The sequence below is a fragment of the Streptomyces sp. NPDC048353 genome (genome assembly GCF_055587165.1).
In genome coordinates, this window is sequence record NZ_JBVJGU010000004.1 from 22,835 (window position 1) to 41,031 (window position 18,197).

23 protein-coding genes are annotated in these 18,197 nt (G+C 72.2%); 11 read left to right on the top strand and 12 right to left on the bottom strand.

Annotated elements, in window-relative coordinates; all coding sequences use genetic code 11:
- Positions 1-12 precede the first annotated feature (12 nt).
- Together ACZ6RC_RS15340 and ACZ6RC_RS15345 are read right to left on the bottom strand one after the other, a co-directional pair.
- Complete coding sequence (locus ACZ6RC_RS15340; RefSeq protein ID WP_469582939.1) at positions 13-147, bottom strand: hypothetical protein; 135 nt, start codon at positions 145-147, stop codon at positions 13-15.
- Between the two features lie 11 nt (positions 148-158).
- The gene (locus ACZ6RC_RS15345; RefSeq protein WP_469582942.1) at positions 159-821 is read right to left on the bottom strand and encodes a pyridoxamine 5'-phosphate oxidase family protein; all 663 of its coding nucleotides are present in this window, start codon (positions 819-821) and stop codon (positions 159-161) included.
- Positions 822-856: 35 nt separating this feature from the next.
- On the opposite strand from ACZ6RC_RS15345, the gene ACZ6RC_RS15350 reads away from it, so the two are divergent.
- Complete coding sequence (locus ACZ6RC_RS15350) at positions 857-2,188, top strand: aminotransferase class I/II-fold pyridoxal phosphate-dependent enzyme (RefSeq protein WP_469582945.1); 1,332 nt, start codon at positions 857-859, stop codon at positions 2,186-2,188.
- Between the two features lie 92 nt (positions 2,189-2,280).
- Here the strand turns inward: ACZ6RC_RS15350 and ACZ6RC_RS15355 are convergent, their stop codons facing one another.
- On the bottom strand, positions 2,281-3,366 hold the full coding sequence (locus ACZ6RC_RS15355) for a DMT family transporter (RefSeq protein WP_469582948.1): 1,086 nt from the start codon (positions 3,364-3,366) through the stop codon (positions 2,281-2,283).
- A gap of 74 nt (positions 3,367-3,440) precedes the next feature.
- Here ACZ6RC_RS15355 and ACZ6RC_RS15360 point away from each other — a divergent pair, with 74 nt between their 5' ends.
- Complete coding sequence (locus ACZ6RC_RS15360) at positions 3,441-4,346, top strand: LysR family transcriptional regulator (RefSeq protein WP_391138424.1); 906 nt, start codon at positions 3,441-3,443, stop codon at positions 4,344-4,346.
- Between the two features lie 184 nt (positions 4,347-4,530).
- On the opposite strand, the gene ACZ6RC_RS15365 is transcribed toward ACZ6RC_RS15360, so the two are convergent.
- Complete coding sequence (locus ACZ6RC_RS15365; protein ID WP_391138422.1) at positions 4,531-4,998, bottom strand: pyridoxamine 5'-phosphate oxidase family protein; 468 nt, start codon at positions 4,996-4,998, stop codon at positions 4,531-4,533.
- A 162-nt stretch (positions 4,999-5,160) separates the two neighbouring features.
- On the opposite strand from ACZ6RC_RS15365, the gene ACZ6RC_RS15370 reads away from it, so the two are divergent.
- The gene (locus ACZ6RC_RS15370; RefSeq protein ID WP_469582953.1) at positions 5,161-5,811 is read left to right on the top strand and encodes a cysteine hydrolase family protein; all 651 of its coding nucleotides are present in this window, start codon (positions 5,161-5,163) and stop codon (positions 5,809-5,811) included.
- On the opposite strand, the gene ACZ6RC_RS15375 is transcribed toward ACZ6RC_RS15370, so the two are convergent.
- The 5 genes from ACZ6RC_RS15375 to ACZ6RC_RS15395 all read right to left on the bottom strand — a co-directional run bounded on the left by ACZ6RC_RS15375 (position 5,798) and on the right by ACZ6RC_RS15395 (position 9,143).
- Positions 5,798-6,241 (bottom strand): Rieske (2Fe-2S) protein, encoded by a 444-nt coding sequence (locus ACZ6RC_RS15375; RefSeq protein WP_391138418.1) that lies wholly within the window; start codon positions 6,239-6,241, stop codon positions 5,798-5,800. The genes ACZ6RC_RS15370 and ACZ6RC_RS15375 overlap by 14 nt on opposite strands.
- 130 nt (positions 6,242-6,371) lie before the next feature.
- Positions 6,372-7,154: an MBL fold metallo-hydrolase gene (locus tag ACZ6RC_RS15380; RefSeq protein ID WP_469582955.1), complete on the bottom strand. Its 783-nt coding sequence runs from the start codon at positions 7,152-7,154 to the stop codon at positions 6,372-6,374.
- A 165-nt stretch (positions 7,155-7,319) separates the two neighbouring features.
- Positions 7,320-7,919, bottom strand: coding sequence for a CGNR zinc finger domain-containing protein (locus tag ACZ6RC_RS15385; RefSeq protein WP_469582958.1), 600 nt, complete (start codon positions 7,917-7,919; stop codon positions 7,320-7,322).
- Between the two features lie 87 nt (positions 7,920-8,006).
- Entirely contained in the window at positions 8,007-8,360 is a 354-nt protein-coding gene (locus tag ACZ6RC_RS15390) for a hypothetical protein (RefSeq protein WP_453619426.1), read from the bottom strand.
- A gap of 99 nt (positions 8,361-8,459) precedes the next feature.
- The gene (locus ACZ6RC_RS15395) at positions 8,460-9,143 is read right to left on the bottom strand and encodes a hemerythrin domain-containing protein (RefSeq protein ID WP_469582962.1); all 684 of its coding nucleotides are present in this window, start codon (positions 9,141-9,143) and stop codon (positions 8,460-8,462) included.
- 85 nt (positions 9,144-9,228) lie between these two features.
- Between ACZ6RC_RS15395 and ACZ6RC_RS15400 the strand changes: the two genes are divergently transcribed.
- The 8 genes from ACZ6RC_RS15400 (at position 9,229) to ACZ6RC_RS15435 (ending at position 16,236) form a co-directional block, all read left to right on the top strand.
- Entirely contained in the window at positions 9,229-9,675 is a 447-nt protein-coding gene (locus ACZ6RC_RS15400) for a MarR family winged helix-turn-helix transcriptional regulator (RefSeq protein ID WP_469582965.1), read from the top strand.
- A 321-nt stretch (positions 9,676-9,996) separates the two neighbouring features.
- Positions 9,997-10,842, top strand: coding sequence for a HipA family kinase (locus ACZ6RC_RS15405; RefSeq protein ID WP_469582968.1), 846 nt, complete (start codon positions 9,997-9,999; stop codon positions 10,840-10,842).
- Complete coding sequence (locus tag ACZ6RC_RS15410) at positions 10,839-11,222, top strand: DUF3037 domain-containing protein (RefSeq protein WP_469582971.1); 384 nt, start codon at positions 10,839-10,841, stop codon at positions 11,220-11,222. The genes ACZ6RC_RS15405 and ACZ6RC_RS15410 overlap by 4 nt, the downstream gene beginning before the upstream one ends.
- 167 nt (positions 11,223-11,389) lie before the next feature.
- Positions 11,390-12,151 (top strand): 3-oxoacyl-ACP reductase FabG, encoded by a 762-nt coding sequence (gene fabG, locus ACZ6RC_RS15415; RefSeq protein ID WP_391138401.1) that lies wholly within the window; start codon positions 11,390-11,392, stop codon positions 12,149-12,151.
- Positions 12,152-12,185: 34 nt separating this feature from the next.
- Positions 12,186-12,953 (top strand): SDR family oxidoreductase, encoded by a 768-nt coding sequence (locus ACZ6RC_RS15420; protein ID WP_469582974.1) that lies wholly within the window; start codon positions 12,186-12,188, stop codon positions 12,951-12,953.
- A 148-nt stretch (positions 12,954-13,101) separates the two neighbouring features.
- Positions 13,102-14,679 carry an ABC transporter substrate-binding protein gene (locus ACZ6RC_RS15425; RefSeq protein WP_391138397.1) on the top strand — a complete coding sequence of 526 codons (1,578 nt, stop codon included), beginning with the start codon at positions 13,102-13,104 and terminating at the stop codon, positions 14,677-14,679.
- Between the two features lie 130 nt (positions 14,680-14,809).
- A complete protein-coding gene (ung, locus tag ACZ6RC_RS15430) occupies positions 14,810-15,493 on the top strand; it encodes a uracil-DNA glycosylase (RefSeq protein ID WP_391138395.1) in 684 nt (227 codons plus the stop codon).
- Between the two features lie 269 nt (positions 15,494-15,762).
- A complete protein-coding gene (locus ACZ6RC_RS15435) occupies positions 15,763-16,236 on the top strand; it encodes a hypothetical protein (RefSeq protein ID WP_391138586.1) in 474 nt (157 codons plus the stop codon).
- Between the two features lie 28 nt (positions 16,237-16,264).
- Here ACZ6RC_RS15435 and ACZ6RC_RS15440 read toward each other — a convergent pair whose 3' ends face one another.
- From ACZ6RC_RS15440 to ACZ6RC_RS15450, 3 genes are all read right to left on the bottom strand, one after another.
- Complete coding sequence (locus ACZ6RC_RS15440) at positions 16,265-16,729, bottom strand: hypothetical protein (RefSeq protein WP_469582981.1); 465 nt, start codon at positions 16,727-16,729, stop codon at positions 16,265-16,267.
- A 134-nt stretch (positions 16,730-16,863) separates the two neighbouring features.
- Positions 16,864-17,352 (bottom strand): DinB family protein, encoded by a 489-nt coding sequence (locus tag ACZ6RC_RS15445; protein WP_453619538.1) that lies wholly within the window; start codon positions 17,350-17,352, stop codon positions 16,864-16,866.
- Positions 17,353-17,510: 158 nt separating this feature from the next.
- On the bottom strand, positions 17,511-18,122 hold the full coding sequence (locus tag ACZ6RC_RS15450) for a TetR/AcrR family transcriptional regulator (protein WP_453619435.1): 612 nt from the start codon (positions 18,120-18,122) through the stop codon (positions 17,511-17,513).
- Positions 18,123-18,197: the final 75 nt, after the last annotated feature.

Genomic DNA, 18,197 nt, shown 5'->3' on the forward strand with positions numbered 1-18,197 from the left:
GACCCGCTTGAGTCAGGTGTCGGTACGGCGGCGGAGCCGGTGGGCGCGGGCGGTCCTGTCGCCGGACCCGTCGCGCTCGGCGAGGGCGGCGACGATGCGGCCTTGGACCGCCTCCGGCTTGCGGTTCGCGTAATTAGACGTGGGCACGCCGGGCCCTCTCAGACGGCGGAGAGGTAGTCGGGCAGGGCGATCGTGGGGTCGAGGTCGTCGGCGGGGACGGGGGTGCCGTAGCTCCTGCGTACGGGGACCACGCCGGACCAGTGGGGGAGCGCGGCGTCCTCGGGGTCGTCGTTCGGGCCGCCGGTGCGGACCTTGGCGGACACCGCGTCCAGGTCGAGCCGGAGGACCGCCGTGGCGGCGAGCTCCTTGGCATCGGCAGGGCGCGAGTCGGCGGAGCGGCCGGGGACGACGTGGTCGACCAGGGCGTCCAGGGCGGTGCGCAGCTCCTCGGGGTCGGTCACCGGGCGGGCGGTGCCGTGTACCACGACCGAGCGGTAGTTGATCGAGTGGTGGAAGGCGGACCGGGCGAGCACGAGGCCGTCGACGTGGGTGACGGTCAGGCAGACCGGCAGCCCCGGAGCCTCGGCGCCCCGGCCCGCCATCCGCAGGGGCCGGGAGCCGGTCGAACCGTGGACGTAGAGACGCTCGCCGACCCGGCCGTACAGCGTCGGGAGAACCACCGGCGCACCGTCGCGGACGAAGCCGAGATGGCAGACGTACGCCTCGTCGAGTATCGAGTGCACCAGCGCGCGGTCGTACGAGGCTCGATCGCGGCCGCGGGTGGGGAAGGTCCGCTCGGTCCGCTCGTAGGTGTCGGTCATTGCGCTCTCCATTGCACTAGTGCATAATCTCTTTTGTGCTAGGAGAGTATCGGATCGAGGGTCGTCGCGCATCGGACATCGCCGCGAGTGTGGAGCGGGGGGTGGCCGCCGGTGCGCTGGAGCCGGGGCAACTGCTGCCACCCATGCGGGAGTTGGCGCAGAGCCTGGGGGTGAATCCCAACACCGTCGCGGCCGCGTACCGCACTTTGCGCGAGCGCGGGGTCATCGCGACGGACGGGCGACGGGGCAGCCGGGTACGGCCGAAGCCCGCGACCACGGCACGCGGCTCGATCCGGGTGGACGCCCCGGCCGGCGTCCGCGACGCGAGCAAGGGCAACCCGGACCCGGCGCTCCTGCCGGCGCTGGGCCCGGCGCTCGCCCAGGCGGCCCTGAGGGACGCCGAGCGGCCCGGAATGTACGGCGAGGCGCCCGTCGACGAGGAGTTCGCGCGGCTGGCGCGGGCCGCGCTGGACGCGGACGGGGTGCCCGGCGGGCCGATGGCCGTCACCTCGGGCTCGCTCGACGCCATCGAGCGGATCCTCGCCGTCCACCTCCGGCCGGGAGACGCCGTCGCCGTCGAGGACCCGGGCTGGGGGAGCCTGCTCGACCTCGTTCCGGCGCTCGGACTGCGGCTGGTCCCGGTCGCCGTCGACGACGAAGGCCCGCTGCCGGACGCCCTGGCACGAGCGCTGCGAGCCGGTGTGCGCGCGATCGTCGTCACCGCCCGGGCACAGAACCCGACCGGCGCGGCGGTGAGCGCGCCCCGCGCGGCGGAGCTGCGCCCCCTCCTGGCCACCCACCGGGACGTGCTCCTCATCGAGGACGACCACGGCCACGGCTTCGTCGACCTGCCGCTGCACCCCCTGGCCGGTACGACGGACCGCTGGGCGCTGGTGCGCTCGGTCGCCAAGGCGTACGGGCCGGATCTGCGGGTCGCCGCCCTGACCGGTGACCCCGAGACCGTCGACCGAGTCCTCGGGCGCCAGCGGCTCGGGCCCGGCTGGGTCAGCAGACTGCTCCAGCGCGCCGTGGTGCACCTGTGGGTCACGGGCGCCGTGAACACGGCGGAGGTCGCGCGGGCCTACGCCCGGCGGCGCGACGGACTGGTCGCCGCCCTCGGGCGGCGCGGCATCGAGGCCCACGGTCGCACCGGGATGAACGTGTGGGTCCCCGTCGCCGACGAGACGGGGGCCGTGGCCCGTCTCATCGGCGTGGGGTGGGCCGTGGCCCCGGGGGCCCGCTTCCGGATCGACGCCGGGCCGGCCGTCCGGCTGACCGTCTCAGGGCTGGCCGTGGACGAGATCGAGGACCTGGCCGACGCGATCGCCTCGGCGGCGGGGCCGGCTCCGGCACGCACGTACGGCTAGGTCGTGTTTCGGACGTGGCGTCGTCCGCCCGCAGGGTCCCCGGTGGGCGAGCCGTGTCCCGAACGACCCGCCCGACATCTTCCGGTCTCTCCCTAGGGGCATGCGCCGGCGGCATCGGCGGGAGACCGCACGGCGGCGTCCCCGGGGGTGGGCGCCCCGGTCGGTGTCGCCGCCGGGGGCAGGGGTGCCAGGGGTTCCGTGGCCGGCGGAGCGGTGGCCGCCGCGGCGATCGGCGTCGCCGCCCCGGCCCGGCGGCGGGGGCCGCGCGTCTGGGTGAGGGCCGCACCCGCGAGGACGATGACGGCGCCGACGGGGGTGTTCCAGGAGAGCTGTTCGCCCAGCACCGCGACGCCCGCGGCCGTGGCGATGACCGGGATGAAGTACGTGACCATCGCCCCCGTCGTCGGCCCCACCTCGGCCACGATCCCGTACTGCAGCAGCATCGCGTACCCCGTCCCCAGCGCCCCCAGGGTGATGACGGCGAGCAGCGGGACGATCTCGACCGAGTCAGGGAGCGAGGTGAACATTGGGGTCACGACGGCCAGTTGCAGCGTGCCCAGTGCGACCTGGGAGCCCGCGAGGGAGAGGTGGGAGGCGCCGGTTCCGCTCAGCGTGCGACGGACGTAGATCCACCCCACCGCGTAGCTGAAGGACGCGAGCAGCGCCAACGCCGTGCCGGTGACGTCGAGACCCGAGAAGCCCTGCCAGGCGCCCAGCACCGTCAGCACCCCGATGAACCCGATGCCCAGCCCCGCCGCCCGCACCCGCGTCGGCCGGTCCTCGGAGAGCGCGACGAGGGAGAGCACCATGCCCCACAGGGGGGTCGTGGCGTTGCAGATGCCGGCGAGCGTCGACGGGATCGTCAGCTCGGCGTACGCGAAGAGCGAGAACGGCAGGGCGTTCAGGAGGAACGCGGCGACCGAGAGGTGAAGCCAGGTGCGGGCGCCCCTGGGCAGCCGCTCACGCTTGATCGCCATGGCGACGGCGAGCACCGCCGTACCGAACAGGAGACGGCCGAAGGTCACCTGGAACGGAGCGAACCCCTCCGTGCCGACCTTGATGAGGAGGAAGCTGAAGCCCCAGATCAGGGCGAGGACGCCGAAGCGGACGCGCCAGTCCAGCATGGCGGAGCGGCGAGGGGCGCGAGAGGGGGCCCGGGACGGGGCGACGGAGCTCATGCCTCTCAGAGTGACTTCTCCCATCTCGTAGAACAAGCGAGATTTCTTGGAGGAGTTCCCTTAGCATTGCTTACATGTTGAATCTGGAGCGCCTGCGGACCCTGGACGCCGTGGCGCGGCACGGGTCGGTCAGTGGCGCGGCGGACGGGCTGCACGTCACCACTTCGGCCGTGTCGCAGCAGTTGTCGAAGCTGGAGCGGGAGGTCGGGCAGCAGCTCCTCGCCAAGAACGGGCGGGGAGTGCGGCTCACCGACGCCGGACTGCTCCTCGCCGAGCACGCCGCCCGCATCCTCTCCCAGGTCGAGCTCGCCCAGTCCGACATCGAGGCGCAGCGCGGCCAGGTGGTGGGGGAGGTGCGCGTCGTGGGGTTCCCGACGGCCGCCCGCGGGCTGTTCCCCGGCGCGCTCGGAGCCCTGCGCGTGGACCACCCCGACCTGCGGGTGCGGACCGCCGAGATGGAGCCGGAGCGGGGCATCCGGGAAGTCCTGCGGGGCGACGCCGACCTCGCGATCGTGCTCGACTGGAGCAACAAGCGCGCCCCCGTGCCGGGCGGCCTGGAGCGCGTCCATCTCCTCGACGACGCCGCCGACGTGGCCATGCCCGCGCACCATCCGCTGGCCGGCCGCGCCGAGGTCGACCTGGAGGACTTCGGCGACGACGACTGGGTGTCGTGGCCCGAGGGCGAGTTCTGTCACGACTGGCTTCTGTTCACCCTGCGCTCCCAGGGCATCGAGCCGCGCATCGCGCACTTCGCCGGGGAGCACCACACCCAGCTCGTCCTGATCGCGGCCGGCCTCGGCGTCTGTGTCACACCCCGGCTCGGCCGCGGCCGCCCGCCGGAAGGGGTCGCCTTCGTTCCCGTCCGCCAGAAGATGCGCCGGCACATCTACGCGACCTGGCGCGCGGACGCCGCCCGGCGGCCGTCCATCCGGGCGGCGGTGGGGGCGCTGAGGGAGGCGGGGGCCGCACAGAGCAGTTGAGACGGGGCCCCGGGGTCTCGCGACCGGGGTCCGTAGGCGGGGGTTCGGGGTCGGGGGTGGGGGGTCCGGGGGTCGGGGTCCGGCGTCGGGGTCCGAGGCCCGGGTCCGGGGGTCGGGCGGTCCGGGGTCCGGGTCCGGTCGCCGGTTCGCCGGTTCGGTCTCCGGGGGCCTCTGCCCCCGGTGCTCAGAGCCGGGCCAGTTTGCGGAAGTCCCAGGAGGCGATCGCGTCCGGAGTCAGCTTCAGCCAGGCGTGCCGGCCGTCGTGCGGCATCGTCTCCAGGCCGAAGTTCTTCGCCGCGAAGAGGCGCTCGGGAACCTCCAGTTCCGGGCAGGGCTCACCCGTACGCGGAGCCTCGCCCACGAAGACCGCCGTGCCCGACAGCTCGGCACCGCGCAGCTCTCCGTACTCCTCCCCGTCGTCGACCACCACCGCGATCCGCGGGTCGGCGCGCAACTGCGCCCAGCGGCGGCTCCGGGTGATCGAGTACAGCCAGAGCGAGGTGCCGTCCCAGACGAACCACAGCGCACCGACATGCGGCCGGCCGTCGGCGGAGACGGTCGCGACCCGGCAGGTGCGCTGCTCGGTGAGGAAGGTGTCCAGCTCGGCCGGACTCATCATGATCCGGCGCCCACGGCGTTGTGTGACGGTCATCGCCCGCCCCCTTCTCGCTCTCTGATGAAGTGTCAGAAAGCATGAGGGCTCCTCCCGCGGAGAGCAAGGACGGAACAATGATGGCTCTTCCCTCCGAGAGCGAGGGTGGCTAGCCTCGCCCGCCCGGGGGAGCCAGGTCCCGCGGCGACCGGAGGGGGAGACATGACCGACACCGCTCGAAGGGCTCGACTCCAGGACCTGCTCGACCCGCCGGGCACAGTGCTGCTCACCGTCGAATGCCAGCAGGGCGTCGTCGGCCGGGACAGCGCCCTTCCCGAACTCGCCGCCGTGGCCCGCTCCTCGGGGGCGCTGGCGAACGTGGCGCGCCTGGTCGCCGCCGCGCACGAGGCCGATGTCCAGGTGCTGCACGCCGTCGCCGAGCGCCGGCCCGACGGGCGCGGCGCCAACAGCAACGCCAGGCTCTTCCAGGCCGTGGCCCGACTGCCCGTACAGCAGCACAGCGGCAGCACGGCGGTACGGATCGCCGAACCGATCGAGGTCGCGGACGAGGACCTGATCGTACGGAGGCTCCACGGGCTCTCGCCGCTCGCCGGCACCGACGTCGACCCGGTGCTGCGCAACCTCGGCTGCCGCACTCTCGTGGTCACCGGCGTCTCGGCCAACGTGGCCGTACCCAACGCGGTGTTCGACGCCGTCAACCTCGGCTACACCGTGGTCGTGCCGGGCGACGCCATCGCGGGGGTACCGGCCGACTACACCCCCGCGATGATCCGCCACACGCTCGCGCTCGTCTCGACCGTCACCACCACCGAGGAGGTGCTGCGCTGCTGGAAGAGTCCTACGCCAGGGTGATCGCGTCCCCCTCGACCTTGATCGACGTCGGTGGCAGCGGCGCGGTCGCGGGGCCGCCCTTGACGCTGCCGTCCGACGCGTCGAAGAGGCTCTGGTGACAGGGGCAGGTGATGACGCCGTCGGCGACTCCGCTGACGGCGCAGCCCATGTGGGTGCACTTCGACGAGAACGCCTTGAACTCGCCGGCGGTCGGCTGGGTGATCACCACGCCCTTGTCGGCGATCACCATGCCGCCGCCCACCGGGACATCGGCGGTCTTCGCGAGCGGTGCGCCCGTGCCCGCGTCCGCCGGGGCGTCGGTCGCGCCACCGCCGCCCGCCTTGCCGCCCGAGCCGTCACCGTCCGAGCCGCCGCCGCAGGCGGCGAGTACCGCCACCAGGCCCGCGCCGCTCGCCGCGGAGACCACTGTCCGGCGTGCCACTGTGCTCATACGCTCCCCTAGATATCGATCCGACCGAGCCGATGACCTTGTCGGGAGGAAGTACGCGCGAGCGGCCCGGATCGTTCACGAGCAACCCGACCGGGTGAGGCGACGGCGCACCGGGCCGGTTTCGGGGTGGTCAGCCCAGCTGTACGCGGTCGATCAGTCCGGCCGCGGTGAACGCGGCGACCAGCCGGTCGCGGCCCTCGGTGAAGTGGGCCCAGCCGTCGAAGTGGACGGGCACGATCCGACGTGCTCCGAGGATCCGGGCGGCCTCGGCGGCCTGGTCGCTGTCCAGGGTGAGCAGTTGGTGGTCGAGGACGGGCAGGCGGACGGCGCCGGCGAACAGGACGGCGGTGTCGACCGGTCCGAACCGGTCGGCGATCTCCTGGACCGGGCCGAGCTGGGCGTTGTCGCCGCTGACGTAGACCGTGGGCAGTCCCTCGCCGGTCAGGACGAAGCCGACGACCTCGCCCACGACCGGTTCCAGCTCCTCCCGCCGACCGGGGCCGTGCAGGGCGGGGACGCCCGTCACCGTGACCGTGCCGCCGCCCGGGCGGTCGAGGTCGACCGACTCCCAGTCCTCCAGGCCCCGGGCGGTTCCACCGAGGCGCCCCGCGCCCCCGGGCGTGGTGAGGGTGAGCGGCACGTCGGCGAGCAGGTCCCGGCCGGAGGCGTCCAGATTGTCGTCGTGCTCGTCGTGCGAGAGCAGGACCACGTCGACGCGGCCGAGGGCGGCGGGGGTCGTGGCCGTCGGGGCGGTCTTGGTCAGGCCGGAGTCGTAGGCGCCGGGGGCGTCGAAGGTCGGGTCGGTCAGGAAGCGCAGGCCGCCGTACTCGATGAGGGCGGTGGGGCCGCCGAAGACGTGGACGGGGACGAGGGCGGAGGCGGTGGTGGCGGGCGTGGTGGGAGCGTCGGTCATCGGAACCTCACGGTTGAGAGAATGATTATCCGTGAGTGAACCTAGCTTGGTCTCACGGATAAGTGCAAGCCTTAACGTGAGAAGTGGAGATGCGAGAGGCCTCTCCGCGCGTGCGGAGGGGCCTCTCGGGTGGCGTCGGTCACGGCCTCGGGACGGGAGATGGGCTCAATCGACGGCGCCCTGGGTGCGGCGGGCGTAGGCGCGGGCCGCGCGAACCCGGTCGCCGCAGCGGGTCGAGCACCACTGGCGGCGCCCCGAACGGATGAGGAAGCGGTTGCAGGGGGCGGAGTCGCAGGCGGCGAGACGCTCGGCGTCGGGGCCGGTGAGCAGATCGGCCGCGTTCGCGGCCAGGATGCCCAGGGCCTGCTCCAGCATCTGGTCGACGGGGTGCGGGGTCGTCCGGTGCAGCCCCTGGGTCGGGTCCCAGGCGAGCGGGGAGGCGGTGGGCACCCGGGTGAGCGCGTCGTTGACGGCCGCGAGGGCGCCGGGCGGGGCCGGATGACCGCCGACGCGGGAGGCGAGCAGGGCCCGTACCTGCTCGCGCAGGGACCGCATCCGCGCCGCGCACATCTCCTGGATCCGGACGTCCGCGGGGGCCAGGCCGTGATCGACCAGCCACTGGCCGGCGACGGCGGGCGTCCCCAGAAGATCCGCGAACTGCCCGCCGGGCAGGGCGATCGCGGTGTTGGCGAGATCGAGCGCCGGATACTCCTCGGCGCCGGGCGCCGGTGGCAGGACGGTCTCGACGGTCGCGGTCTCCTTCATGCCCTCACCGTACCGCCCTCACGGAACCGAGCGACCTCAACCGTGATGCCGGGGGGCGGAGGCGGGGTGGCCGTCGTCATCGGAGCCTCAGCGGAACTCGTGGACCACCTGGATCTCGCCGACGATGTGAGCGTTGAAGTCGTCCAGCTCCTCCGCCGGGACCCACAGCTCGAGAATCGTCCGCCCTCCGGCCTGCTGCACGGGGTACCGGCGGACGAACTCCGACTCGACCTCGAAGCGGGTGACGAAGCCGGCACCGCTGTGCTTCACATTCCAGTCCCTCGCGATCTTGATCGCGTAGTCCTCGTCGAGGACCGGGTAGAAGATCGGCTGCTCGGGGAGCCGAGGCGGCCAAGCGCGCCAGTTCAGCGCGCGGACCAGATCCAGCTCCTCGGGGCCTGTCGGGCGCCACAGGGTCGTCGTTGCTCGCCGGCCGGTCATGTGCGTGTCGCTCTCTGGACGTGGGAAGCCGCTGGTGCGGCTGGTCTCGGACCGGACGGTACCGGCGCCGGGAACGCGGCAGCTACGCGATTTCCGAAGTCAGCGGTCGCGGAGTGCCCACAGCTCAGGCAGGCCGAGGTCCGCGTAGAGGCGGTTGCGCTGGTCGGGGGCGAGGGTGGTGGTGAGGGCGGCCAGCGTGCGGTGTTCCTCGCCGGGTGCCGCCTCGACCGCGCCGCGGACGATCGCGGCTCTGGTCGCGGCCGGCAGGGCGGGCAGCATCGCGCGGAGGTCCGCCAGGGCCTCGTCCGCGGTGCGGGAGGCGCGGAAGGCGGCGAAGACGGCCTCCAGTTCACCGTCGGTGGCGTTCTCCCACAGGGCCGGCATCGCGACCGTCTCCTCGGCGTGCAGATGGGCGAGATAGGCGGCGATCACCTCGTTGAGGGTCAGGTACAGCCCGTGCCGGGCCTCCGGCAGGTCGTCGGGGGCGGTGCCCGGCAGGGCGCGGGCGCTCGCGTCGAGCGCGGCGAAGGCGGCGTCGAGGCGGAGGTGTTCGGCGTCCAGCGCGTCGGCGGCGGCGGGGGCGCGCTGCCGCAGCAGGGGATGGATGAAGGTGTCCTCGTGCTCGGCGTGCGCGCGGAGTTCCCGGGTCAGGTCGAGGCAGCGTTCGGCGTACACCGCGGCGCCGGCCCCGTCGAGGTCGGCGGCCCCGAGCTCGATGGCCAGCGTGAACATGCGGGCGCGCTGCCCCATGTGAACATTCCGGTAGAGGTCGGTCCTGGGCATGTCGTGTCCTAAGGGGATCCGAAGCGAACAAGATGACAACATGTTGCTGCAGTGGCAACGTGTTGTCAATGGGAGGGAGTGTGCGATGCCCGACGAGGTAGCTCTGCTGATCGCCGACGTCTACGAGGCGGCCGGCGCCCTGCGGCGGCTGGGCGAGGAGACCGCCGGTGCGGAAGGACTCACCCAGGCGCGGTGGCAGCTGCTGAGCGTCGTGTCCGAGGAGCCGCTCACGGTTCCCCAGGCCGCGCGGCGCCTGGGTGTCAGCCGTCAGAACGTCCAGCGCGTCGCCAACGACCTCGTGACGCTCGGGCTCGCCGACCTCGCCGTGAACCCGGACCACCGATCCTCGCCCCTGCTGGCCCCGACGCCGGCCGGCAAGGACGCGCTGGCCCGCGTGACCGCGCGGGCCGAGGAGCGGCACCGCTCCCTCTTCGCGGATCTCCCCGACGAGGAGATCCGGGCCACGCGCGCCTCGCTCCGCAGCCTCCTGGCCGCCTTGGACGAACAGGAGGGGACGTCGGGCCGCCGGTAGTGCCGGCGCGGCATCCTGCTGGAGCTTCTTCGAGCGCCTCGCGCGTCACCCCATGTACACGCCCGATCCATCGCGACCATGGCGCTGTGCCCTTGGGTGATGCTCGCGCGCGATCACCCTCGGTTACGCTGCTCACTTCATGCCGGAGGCCGGCGGCACGAGGCGCGGCACCATCGGCGGTCTGCTTCGGGAGCAGGGGAACCGGCTTGCCGGTCGGCGTCCCCAGGGCCCTCTCCGACGCCGTCGACCGGCGATTCCCGCCCCTCCGCCCCCAAAAGCCGTCCGTGGATTGTCAGATGAAGAGATGGGTGACCTGGGAGAATGTTGGAAGAGGTCGTAGCGACCCGCTATGTCACGCCGTTGCGTGAGGGCGGCTCGCTCCCCGGGATCGTCGAGGCGGACGACCTCGGTACGTACGTCATGAAGTTCACCGGTGCGGGGCAGGGCCGCAAGACCCTCGTCGCCGAGGTCGTCTGCGGGCAGCTCGCCCGCCGGCTCGGGCTGCGCGTGCCCGAGCTGGTCACCATCCAGCTCGACCCCGTCATCGGGCTCTCCGAACCCGACCAGGAGGTGCAGGAGCTGCTCAAGGCGAGCGGCGGCCTCAACCTCGGGATGGACTACCTGCCCGGCTCGCTCGGCTTCGACCCGCTGGCGTACGAGGTGGACCCGAAGGAGGCGGGGAAGGTCGTCTGGTTCGACGCGGTGATCAACAACGTCGACCGGTCCTGGCGCAACCCGAACATGCTGGTCTGGCACGGCGACCTGTGGCTGATCGACCACGGCGCCACCATGATCTGGCACCACAACTGGCCCGGAGCCGCCGCGTCCGCCGCCAAGCCCTACGACGCATCGGACCACGCGCTGGCCCCGTTCGGACCCGACGTCGCCTCCGCCGCCGCCGAACTGGCCCCGCTGGTCACGCGCGAGCTGCTCCACGAGGTCGCGGCCGACGTGCCCGACGAGTGGCTGCTCGACGAGCCCGGCTTCGAGACGCCCGACGCGCTGCGCCGCGCCTACGTGGAGGCGCTGCTCCCGCGCGCTGCTTCCATCCACGAGAGGATCACCCTCGGGCCGCGCGCCGAGCGCGCGCCCGCCCAGGCGCCCGGCTGGCTCGCCGACCGCCTGCCCCCTCGGCCGAACCCCACCCAGAAGGACCGCACCACGTGACCGACCGCGATGTCTTCGAGTACGCCGTCCTGCGCGTGATGCCCCGCGTGGAGCGCGGCGAGTTCTTCAACGCGGGAGTGGTGGTCTACTGCCGGGCCAAGTCCTTCGTCGCCGCCCGGACCCACCTCGACGAGGCGAAGCTGAGGGCGCTCGACCCGGCGGCCGACGTGATCGGCGTACGGGCCGCGCTGCACGGCGTCGAAGGGGTCTGCCGGGGTGGCGACGACGCGGGGCAGGCGGCGCGGGATGACGCCGGGCGCCGGTTCCGCTGGCTCATCGCGCCCCGCTCGACGGTGGTGCAGCCCGGCCCGGTGCACACCGGTCTGACCGCCGATCCCGGCGCCGAGGTCGAAAGGCTGCTCGATCTCCTGGTGCGCTGAACCGCGTCCGTGGGAAGGGTAGTGATCGGGTGCACCCGGTGGGCCGTTGACACCGGGTGCCAGGGCTTCTAGCGTCTCGTCCTGCGGAAGGTACTAAGCGGTCGCTCATCAGCGGGACGCAGTGTGGGCCGCACACCAGGGATGATCCAAGGGCGAGGAGAACCAGCATGTCCACCACCGAGCAGCGCGTAGCCGTCGTCACCGGCGCGGCGCGGGGCATTGGCGCCGCGACCGCGGTACGGCTGGCCGCGGAAGGCCGCGCCGTCGCCGTACTCGACCTCGACGAGGCGGCCTGCAAGGACACCGTCGAGAAGATCACCTCGGCGGGCGGCACGGCCCTCGCCGTCGGCTGCGACGTCTCCGACGGCGCCCAGGTGGAGGCCGCGATCGCGCGGGTCGCCGCCGAGCTCGGCGCGCCGACGATCCTCGTCAACAACGCGGGCGTGCTCCGCGACAACCTGCTCTTCAAGATGACCGAGTCCGACTGGGACACGGTCATGAACGTGCACCTGAAGGGCGCCTTCCTGATGGCGAAGGCCTGTCAGAAGCACATGGTGGACGCGGGCTTCGGCCGGATCGTCTCCCTCTCGTCCTCCTCGGCGCTCGGCAACCGCGGCCAGGCCAACTACTCCGCCGTCAAGGCCGGTCTGCAGGGCTTCACCAAGACCCTGGCCAAGGAGCTGGGCAAGTTCGGCATCACCGCCAACGCCGTGGCGCCGGGCTTCATCGTCACCGAGATGACCGCGCAGACCGCCGAGCGCGTCGGCATGGGCTTCGAGGAGTTCCAGGCCGCGGCCGCCTCCATGATCCCCGTGCAGCGCGTCGGCAACCCGGACGACATCGCCAACGCCATCGCCTTCTTCACGGGCGACGACGCCGGCTTTGTCTCCGGTCAGGTCCTGTACGTGGCCGGCGGCCCGCTCAACTGACCTCGCCCCCACGCGAGCGGAAAAGGAGACGGACATGAGCACCACCGCACTTCCCGAACTCTCCGGCAAGGTCGCCCTCGTCACCGGGGCGAGCCGGGGCATCGGTTACGGCGTCGCCGAGGCCCTGGTCGCCCGCGGCGACCGGGTCTGCATCACCGGACGGGGCGAGGAAGCCCTCAAGGAGGCCGTGGAGCGGCTGGGCGCCGACCGGGTCATCGGGGTCGCCGGCAAGGCGCACGACGAGGCCCACCAGGCCGCCGCCGTCGACGCCACGATGGAGGCCTTCGGGCGGGTCGACTTCCTGGTCAACAACGCCGGTACGAATCCGGTCTTCGGCCCCATCGCCGAACTCGACCTGAACGTGGCACGCAAGGTATACGAGACCAACGTGATCTCCGCGCTCGGCTTCGCCCAGCAGACCTGGCGCGCCTGGCAGAAGGAGCACGGCGGCGCGATCGTGAACATCGCCTCGGTCGCCGGCATCTCCGCCTCGCCCTTCATCGGGGCGTACGGCATGAGCAAGGCGGCCATGGTCAATCTGACCCTCCAGCTGGCGCACGAGCTCGCGCCCGGCGTCCGGGTCAACGCGATCGCCCCTGCGGTCGTGAAGACCAAGTTCGCCCAGGCCCTCTACGAGGGCCGGGAAGCCGAGGCAGCGGCGGCGTACCCGCTCGGCCGGCTCGGCGTCCCCGAGGACATCGGCGGGGCGGCCGCCTTCCTCACGTCCGACCAGTCGGACTGGATCACCGGCCAGACGCTCGTGGTCGACGGTGGGATTTTCCTCAACGCCGGAGTCGGGTGACCGGTATCCGGACACTCGCCGGAATATGTGACCGGTTTAGACCCGGTTATGCAGTGAATGACGCAAGTGCCCCGCCAGGGTCGAACATTGACCTGGCGGGGTGCTGCGGTATGGTCGGCCGACCCATGGCTGAACGAGGAGCGTGCACGTGTTCAACCGGACCAGTCTGCAGGCCGCTGCAGCCCTTGCGTCCATATCCCTGGTTTCCGGATGCAGCCTGTTTTCGGATGCTGAATCCGCCGGGGAGCAGAGAATCGTCGTCGGTACGACGAGTTCTCCCTCCACGCTTGATCCGGCCGCTGCCTGGGACAACTCCTGGGAGTTGTTCCGGAATGTCTTCCAGACGCTCGTGAGCTTCCCGACCGGAAGCACGACACCGCAGTCCGACGCGGCCGACTGCGAATTCAAGGACACGTCCAGCCGGATCTTCGAATGCAAACTCGTCGAGGGTCTCGCATTCTCCAACGGGCACAAACTGGACGCCAAGGCGGTCCAGTACTCCATCGAACGCATTCGGAAGATCAACGTCGAGGGCGGCCCCAACGGCATGCTCGGTTCCCTCGACAAGATCGAGGTCACCGACGACCGGACGGTGGTCTTCCGGCTGAACAAGCCCGACGCGACCTTCCCCTTCATCCTTGCCACGCCCGCCATGTCGCTGGTGGACCCGGCGGAGTACCCCGCCGACAAGCTCCGCGAGGACGGCAAGGTCGTCGGCTCCGGACCGTACGTCCTCGACGATTACGCCGAGGGCGACAAGGCGGAGCTGACGAAGAACCCCACCTACAAGGGGTTCGCCGACCGCAAGAACGGCGGCGTCACCATCCGGTACTTCAAGGAGTCCGAGCCGATGGTCGCCGCTCTGAAGGCGAAGGAGATCGACGCCACCTACCGCGGACTCACCGCCGCCGAGGTCGTCGCCCTCCAGGAGGACAAGGAAGAGAACAAGGGCCTCCAGCTCATCGAGTCGACCGGCGCCGACATCCGCTACCTCGTCTTCAACGCCCAGGACTCCACCGTCGCCAAGGCGCCCGTCCGCAAGGCGATCGCCCAGCTCGTGGACCGCGACGAACTCGTCGCGAAGGTCTACCAGGGCACCGCCGAGCCGCTCTATTCCATGGTTCCCAAGGGCATCGCCGGTCACACCACCGAGTTCTTCGACCGCTTCGGCGAGCCCAGCGTCGACAAGGCCCGCGACATTCTGCGGGACGCCGGGATCACCGACCCCGTGGAGCTGGACTTCTGGTTCACCACCGACCGTTACGGCTCCGCCACGGCGCCCGAGTTCGCCGAGCTCAAGCGGCAGCTGGAGGCGTCCGGCCTCTTCAAGGTGACCCTGCGCAGCAAGCCCTGGAAGGAGTTCCAGGCGGGCTACCAGAAGGGCCAGTATCCGGTCTTCGGCCGCGGCTGGTTCCCCGACTTCCCGGACCCGGACAACTTCGTGGCGCCGTTCATCGGCAAGCAGAACGTGCTCGGAACCCCGTACCTGCGCCCCGAGATCACCGACCAGCTCCTCCCCAAGTCCCGGCGCGAGAGCGACCGGGGGGCGGCCACGGACGAGTTCAAGAAGGCCCAGGAACTCATGGTGGAGGACGTCCGCCTGCTGCCGCTGTGGCAGGGCAAGCTCTACATCGCGGCCAGCGAGGACATCGGCGGCGGCGAGCGCGCGCTCGACCCGCAGACCGTCATGCAGATGTGGGAGCTCAACCGCCGCGCCAGCTGGTAGGAAGCGCCCGCTCGCGCGTCGCCTCCCGGACCGGCGGAAGCCGGACGGGAGGCCCGCGCGCGGGCGTTGTCAGTGGCCCCCGGTAGGTTCGATGATCAGTGGAGAACATGGTCTACCGGAGGTTGTTGACGTGACCGACACCGACATGCTGCCCGAGTCCTGGCGCGGCGTCCTCGGCGAAGAGCTGCAGAAGCCGTACTTCAAGCAGCTCACCGAGTTCGTCGAGGAGGAGCGGGCCAAGGGGCCGGTCTATCCGCCGCGCGACGAGGTCTTCGCCGCCCTGGCGGCGACGCCCTACGACCGGGTGAAGGTCCTGGTCCTGGGCCAGGACCCGTATCACGGCGAGGGGCAGGGGCACGGCCTCTGCTTCTCCGTGCGGCCCGGGGTCAGGACCCCGCCCTCCCTCCGGAACATCTACAAGGAGATGAAGGAGGAGCTGGGGCACCCCGTCCCGGACAATGGCTATCTGATGCCGTGGGCCGAGCAGGGCGTCCTGCTGCTCAACGCGGTCCTCACCGTCCGGGCCGGCGAGGCGAACTCCCACAAGGGCCAGGGCTGGGAGAAGTTCACGGACGCCGTGATCAGCGCGGTGGCCTCGCGGAAGGACCCGGCCGTCTTCGTCCTCTGGGGCGCCTACGCGCAGAAGAAGCTCCCGCTGATCGACGAGGAGCGGCACGTGGTCGTGAAGGGCGCGCACCCCTCGCCGCTGTCGGCGAAGAAGTTCTTCGGCTCCCGCCCCTTCACGCAGATCGACGCGGCGATCGCCGCCCAGGGCCACGAGCCGATCGACTGGCGGATCCCGGACCTCGGCTGAGCCCGCCCGGTTGACAGGCTCGGGGGCCCGCCCGAGCCTGTGCCGGATCGGTGACCGCTGCGGCTCAGGGCTGTCCCGTCATCCCTGGCGGATCGGCGCGCGGCGTCGGATGTGGTGCATCGCAAGGCGGAGGCACGCCCGCATACTGGGAGTATTCGGGCGTTCCGACACCGCGGCGAGGTGCCGTAGCTGTCGTCGAGCGCCCGCCGGGGATGACGGGACAGCCGTTGGCGTCGAAGGACGTGGACCGAAAGCGCGTGGAGGCCGCAGTGACGGAGCAGCAGCAGGTGGCGGACGACGGCGTCATGACCAGGATCGGGCAGGCGCTGATGCTGCTGCACGGCGGGGACCGCGAGGAGGCCCGCAACCGCTTCGTGGAGCTGTGGCAGCGCATCGGCCCGGACGGCGACCCGCTGCACCGCTGCACCCTCGCGCACTACACGGCGGACGCGCAGGACGACCCGGACACCGAGCTGGCCTGGGACCTGCGGGCGCTCCTGGCCGCCGAGGAGCTGGGCGAGGAACGGCTCGCCCGGCACGACTCGGCGGTCGCGCTGCGCGCCCTGTACCCCTCGCTCCACCTCAACCTGGCCGCCGACTACGTCAAGCTGCGGCGGCCCGACGCGGCGCGGACCCATCTGGACCGGGCCCGCGCCGCGTCGGAAGCCCTCGACGACGACGGGTACGGCCAGGGGGTCCGCGCCGCGATCGACCGCCTGGAGGTACGGCTGCGCACCCTGTGAGTGGTGCGCGGCCCACGGTGGCTGCCCGTCAGGGCAGGGCGGCGCCCCGGCAGATCCTCGCCTCGTCGCTGTCCGGCCGCCAGCCCCCGAGGCGCTCGCCCAGATCGCACACCTCGTCGAGGGAGCGGGGCGGCTCCGGCAGAGCGGGCGGCCGCCCCGTCTCCGCGTCGCTCCGCCGCGGCGGAGCGGACGAGGGGCCTGTGCCGTCCTGTTCCGAGGCGGGCGGTCCGGAGTGCGGCGCCCGTGGACCGGGGGCCGTGGCGCGGGGCTTGCGTGGCGCGGGGGCCGGGAGCGCCGCTTCCAGGGCCTCGCGGGCCGGGCCTTCGAGGAGCTGGGGCCCGTCGGCGCCCTGCGGCGTCACGTCCTGCGCGGAGCGGCCGGCCTCGGGCGACGGCTCGGGGGCGGGCGGCGGCGTCGCGACCGAGACGCAGCCGGAGAGGACGGCGACCGCCACCCCGGCCAGGACCTTCGCTGTGGTTCTCGTTCCATGCACCGCGCCACTCTGCGGGCCCGACCGCGATCTTCGCGCCCCTACCGACGGGGAATGCCCCACACGGGTGACGGCCGCGATCACGATGACAAGGGGTCGTCGACCAGCGGCCGTGCCGCCCTCCGGTGCCGGCCCGATCAGTCGCCGGTGGCTCCGTCGATCCGCTCGCGGAGCAGGTCGGCGTGGCCGTTGTGCCGGGCGTACTCCTCGATCATGTGGGTGTAGATCCAGCGCAGGTTGAAGCGTTCGCCGCTGCGGTGCCTGCCCGTGCCGATGTCGTCGAGGCCGCGGGCCGCCGCCAGGGTGCGGGCCCGGGCGATCTCGCCCTGCCAAGTGGCGTACGCCTCCTGCCAGGTGTCCGTCTCCGTGACGTGGATGTCGCTGTCGCGCTCCTCCCTGGTGTAGATCCAGCCGGCCTCCTCGCCGGCCAGCACGCGGCGGAACCAGCCGCGCTCCACCTCGGCCATGTGCCGTACCAGGCCGAGGAGGCTCAGGTCGGAGGGCGGGGCCGAAGCCGTCCGCAGCTGCGCGTCGTCGAGTCCCTCGCACTTCATGGCGAGCGTCGCGCGGTGGAACTCCAGCCAGCCCTCCAGCATCTCGCGCTCACCGGCGAGGGTCGACGGCATGGCACGTTCGGCGCCCTCGGCGCGCGGGGCGGCGACGGTGGCGGGGGCGACGGCGCCCGGGGGAGTGGGGGCGGCGGTGGTGGCGGTGCTTTCCGGAGAGGTCATGCGAGGCATCGTGGCCCACGCGTGCTGCCCGGCGCCAGCGGGTTCGGGGCGGTTCAGCGGCCGAGCATGCCGCGGAGCAGTTCCCGGAAGCCGGTGCGCAGTTCGTCGCGGCTCGGCACGACGGAATGGAACGATCCGGCGGCGCAGGAGAACATCAGCCCCTCGCACCAGGCGATCAGGGACAGGGCGTGCCGCTCCGGCTCGGCGGAACCGGCGCCCTCCATCATCGCGACCAGCGGACCGTGGAACACGGCGCCGGCGGAGTCGAAGAAGCCGCGCAGCTCGGGCCGGCGGGTGGCCTCCAGGGCGAGTTCGTAACGGGAGACGAGCAGCGACCGGTGGTCGGTGAGATAGCGGTGCAGGGCGAGGGAGAGGGCGTCGACCAGCGCGTCGGCGCCGCCGGCCAGGGCGGGCATCTCCTGCGGGGCCAGTACCCCCGCCTCCCGCTCGACCTGGCGCCGTACGGCCGTCTCGAGCAGGGCCTGGCGGGTGCGGGCCTGGTTGGAGGTCGACCCCTGGGGCAGCCCGGCCCGCTCGTCCACGGCGCGGTGGGTGAGGCCGCGCATCCCCCGCTCCACGAGCAGGTCGAGCGCCGCGTCGCCGATCCGGTCGGCGCGGGTGGGACCGGGGGAGGCGGCGGGCGCCTCGGGGGTGCGTGCGGTCATGGGACCAACCTATCCACCCCTCTCACTACAGGCGTAGTTCGTCGGGTACGGTGAAGGCGTCACTACAGATGTAGT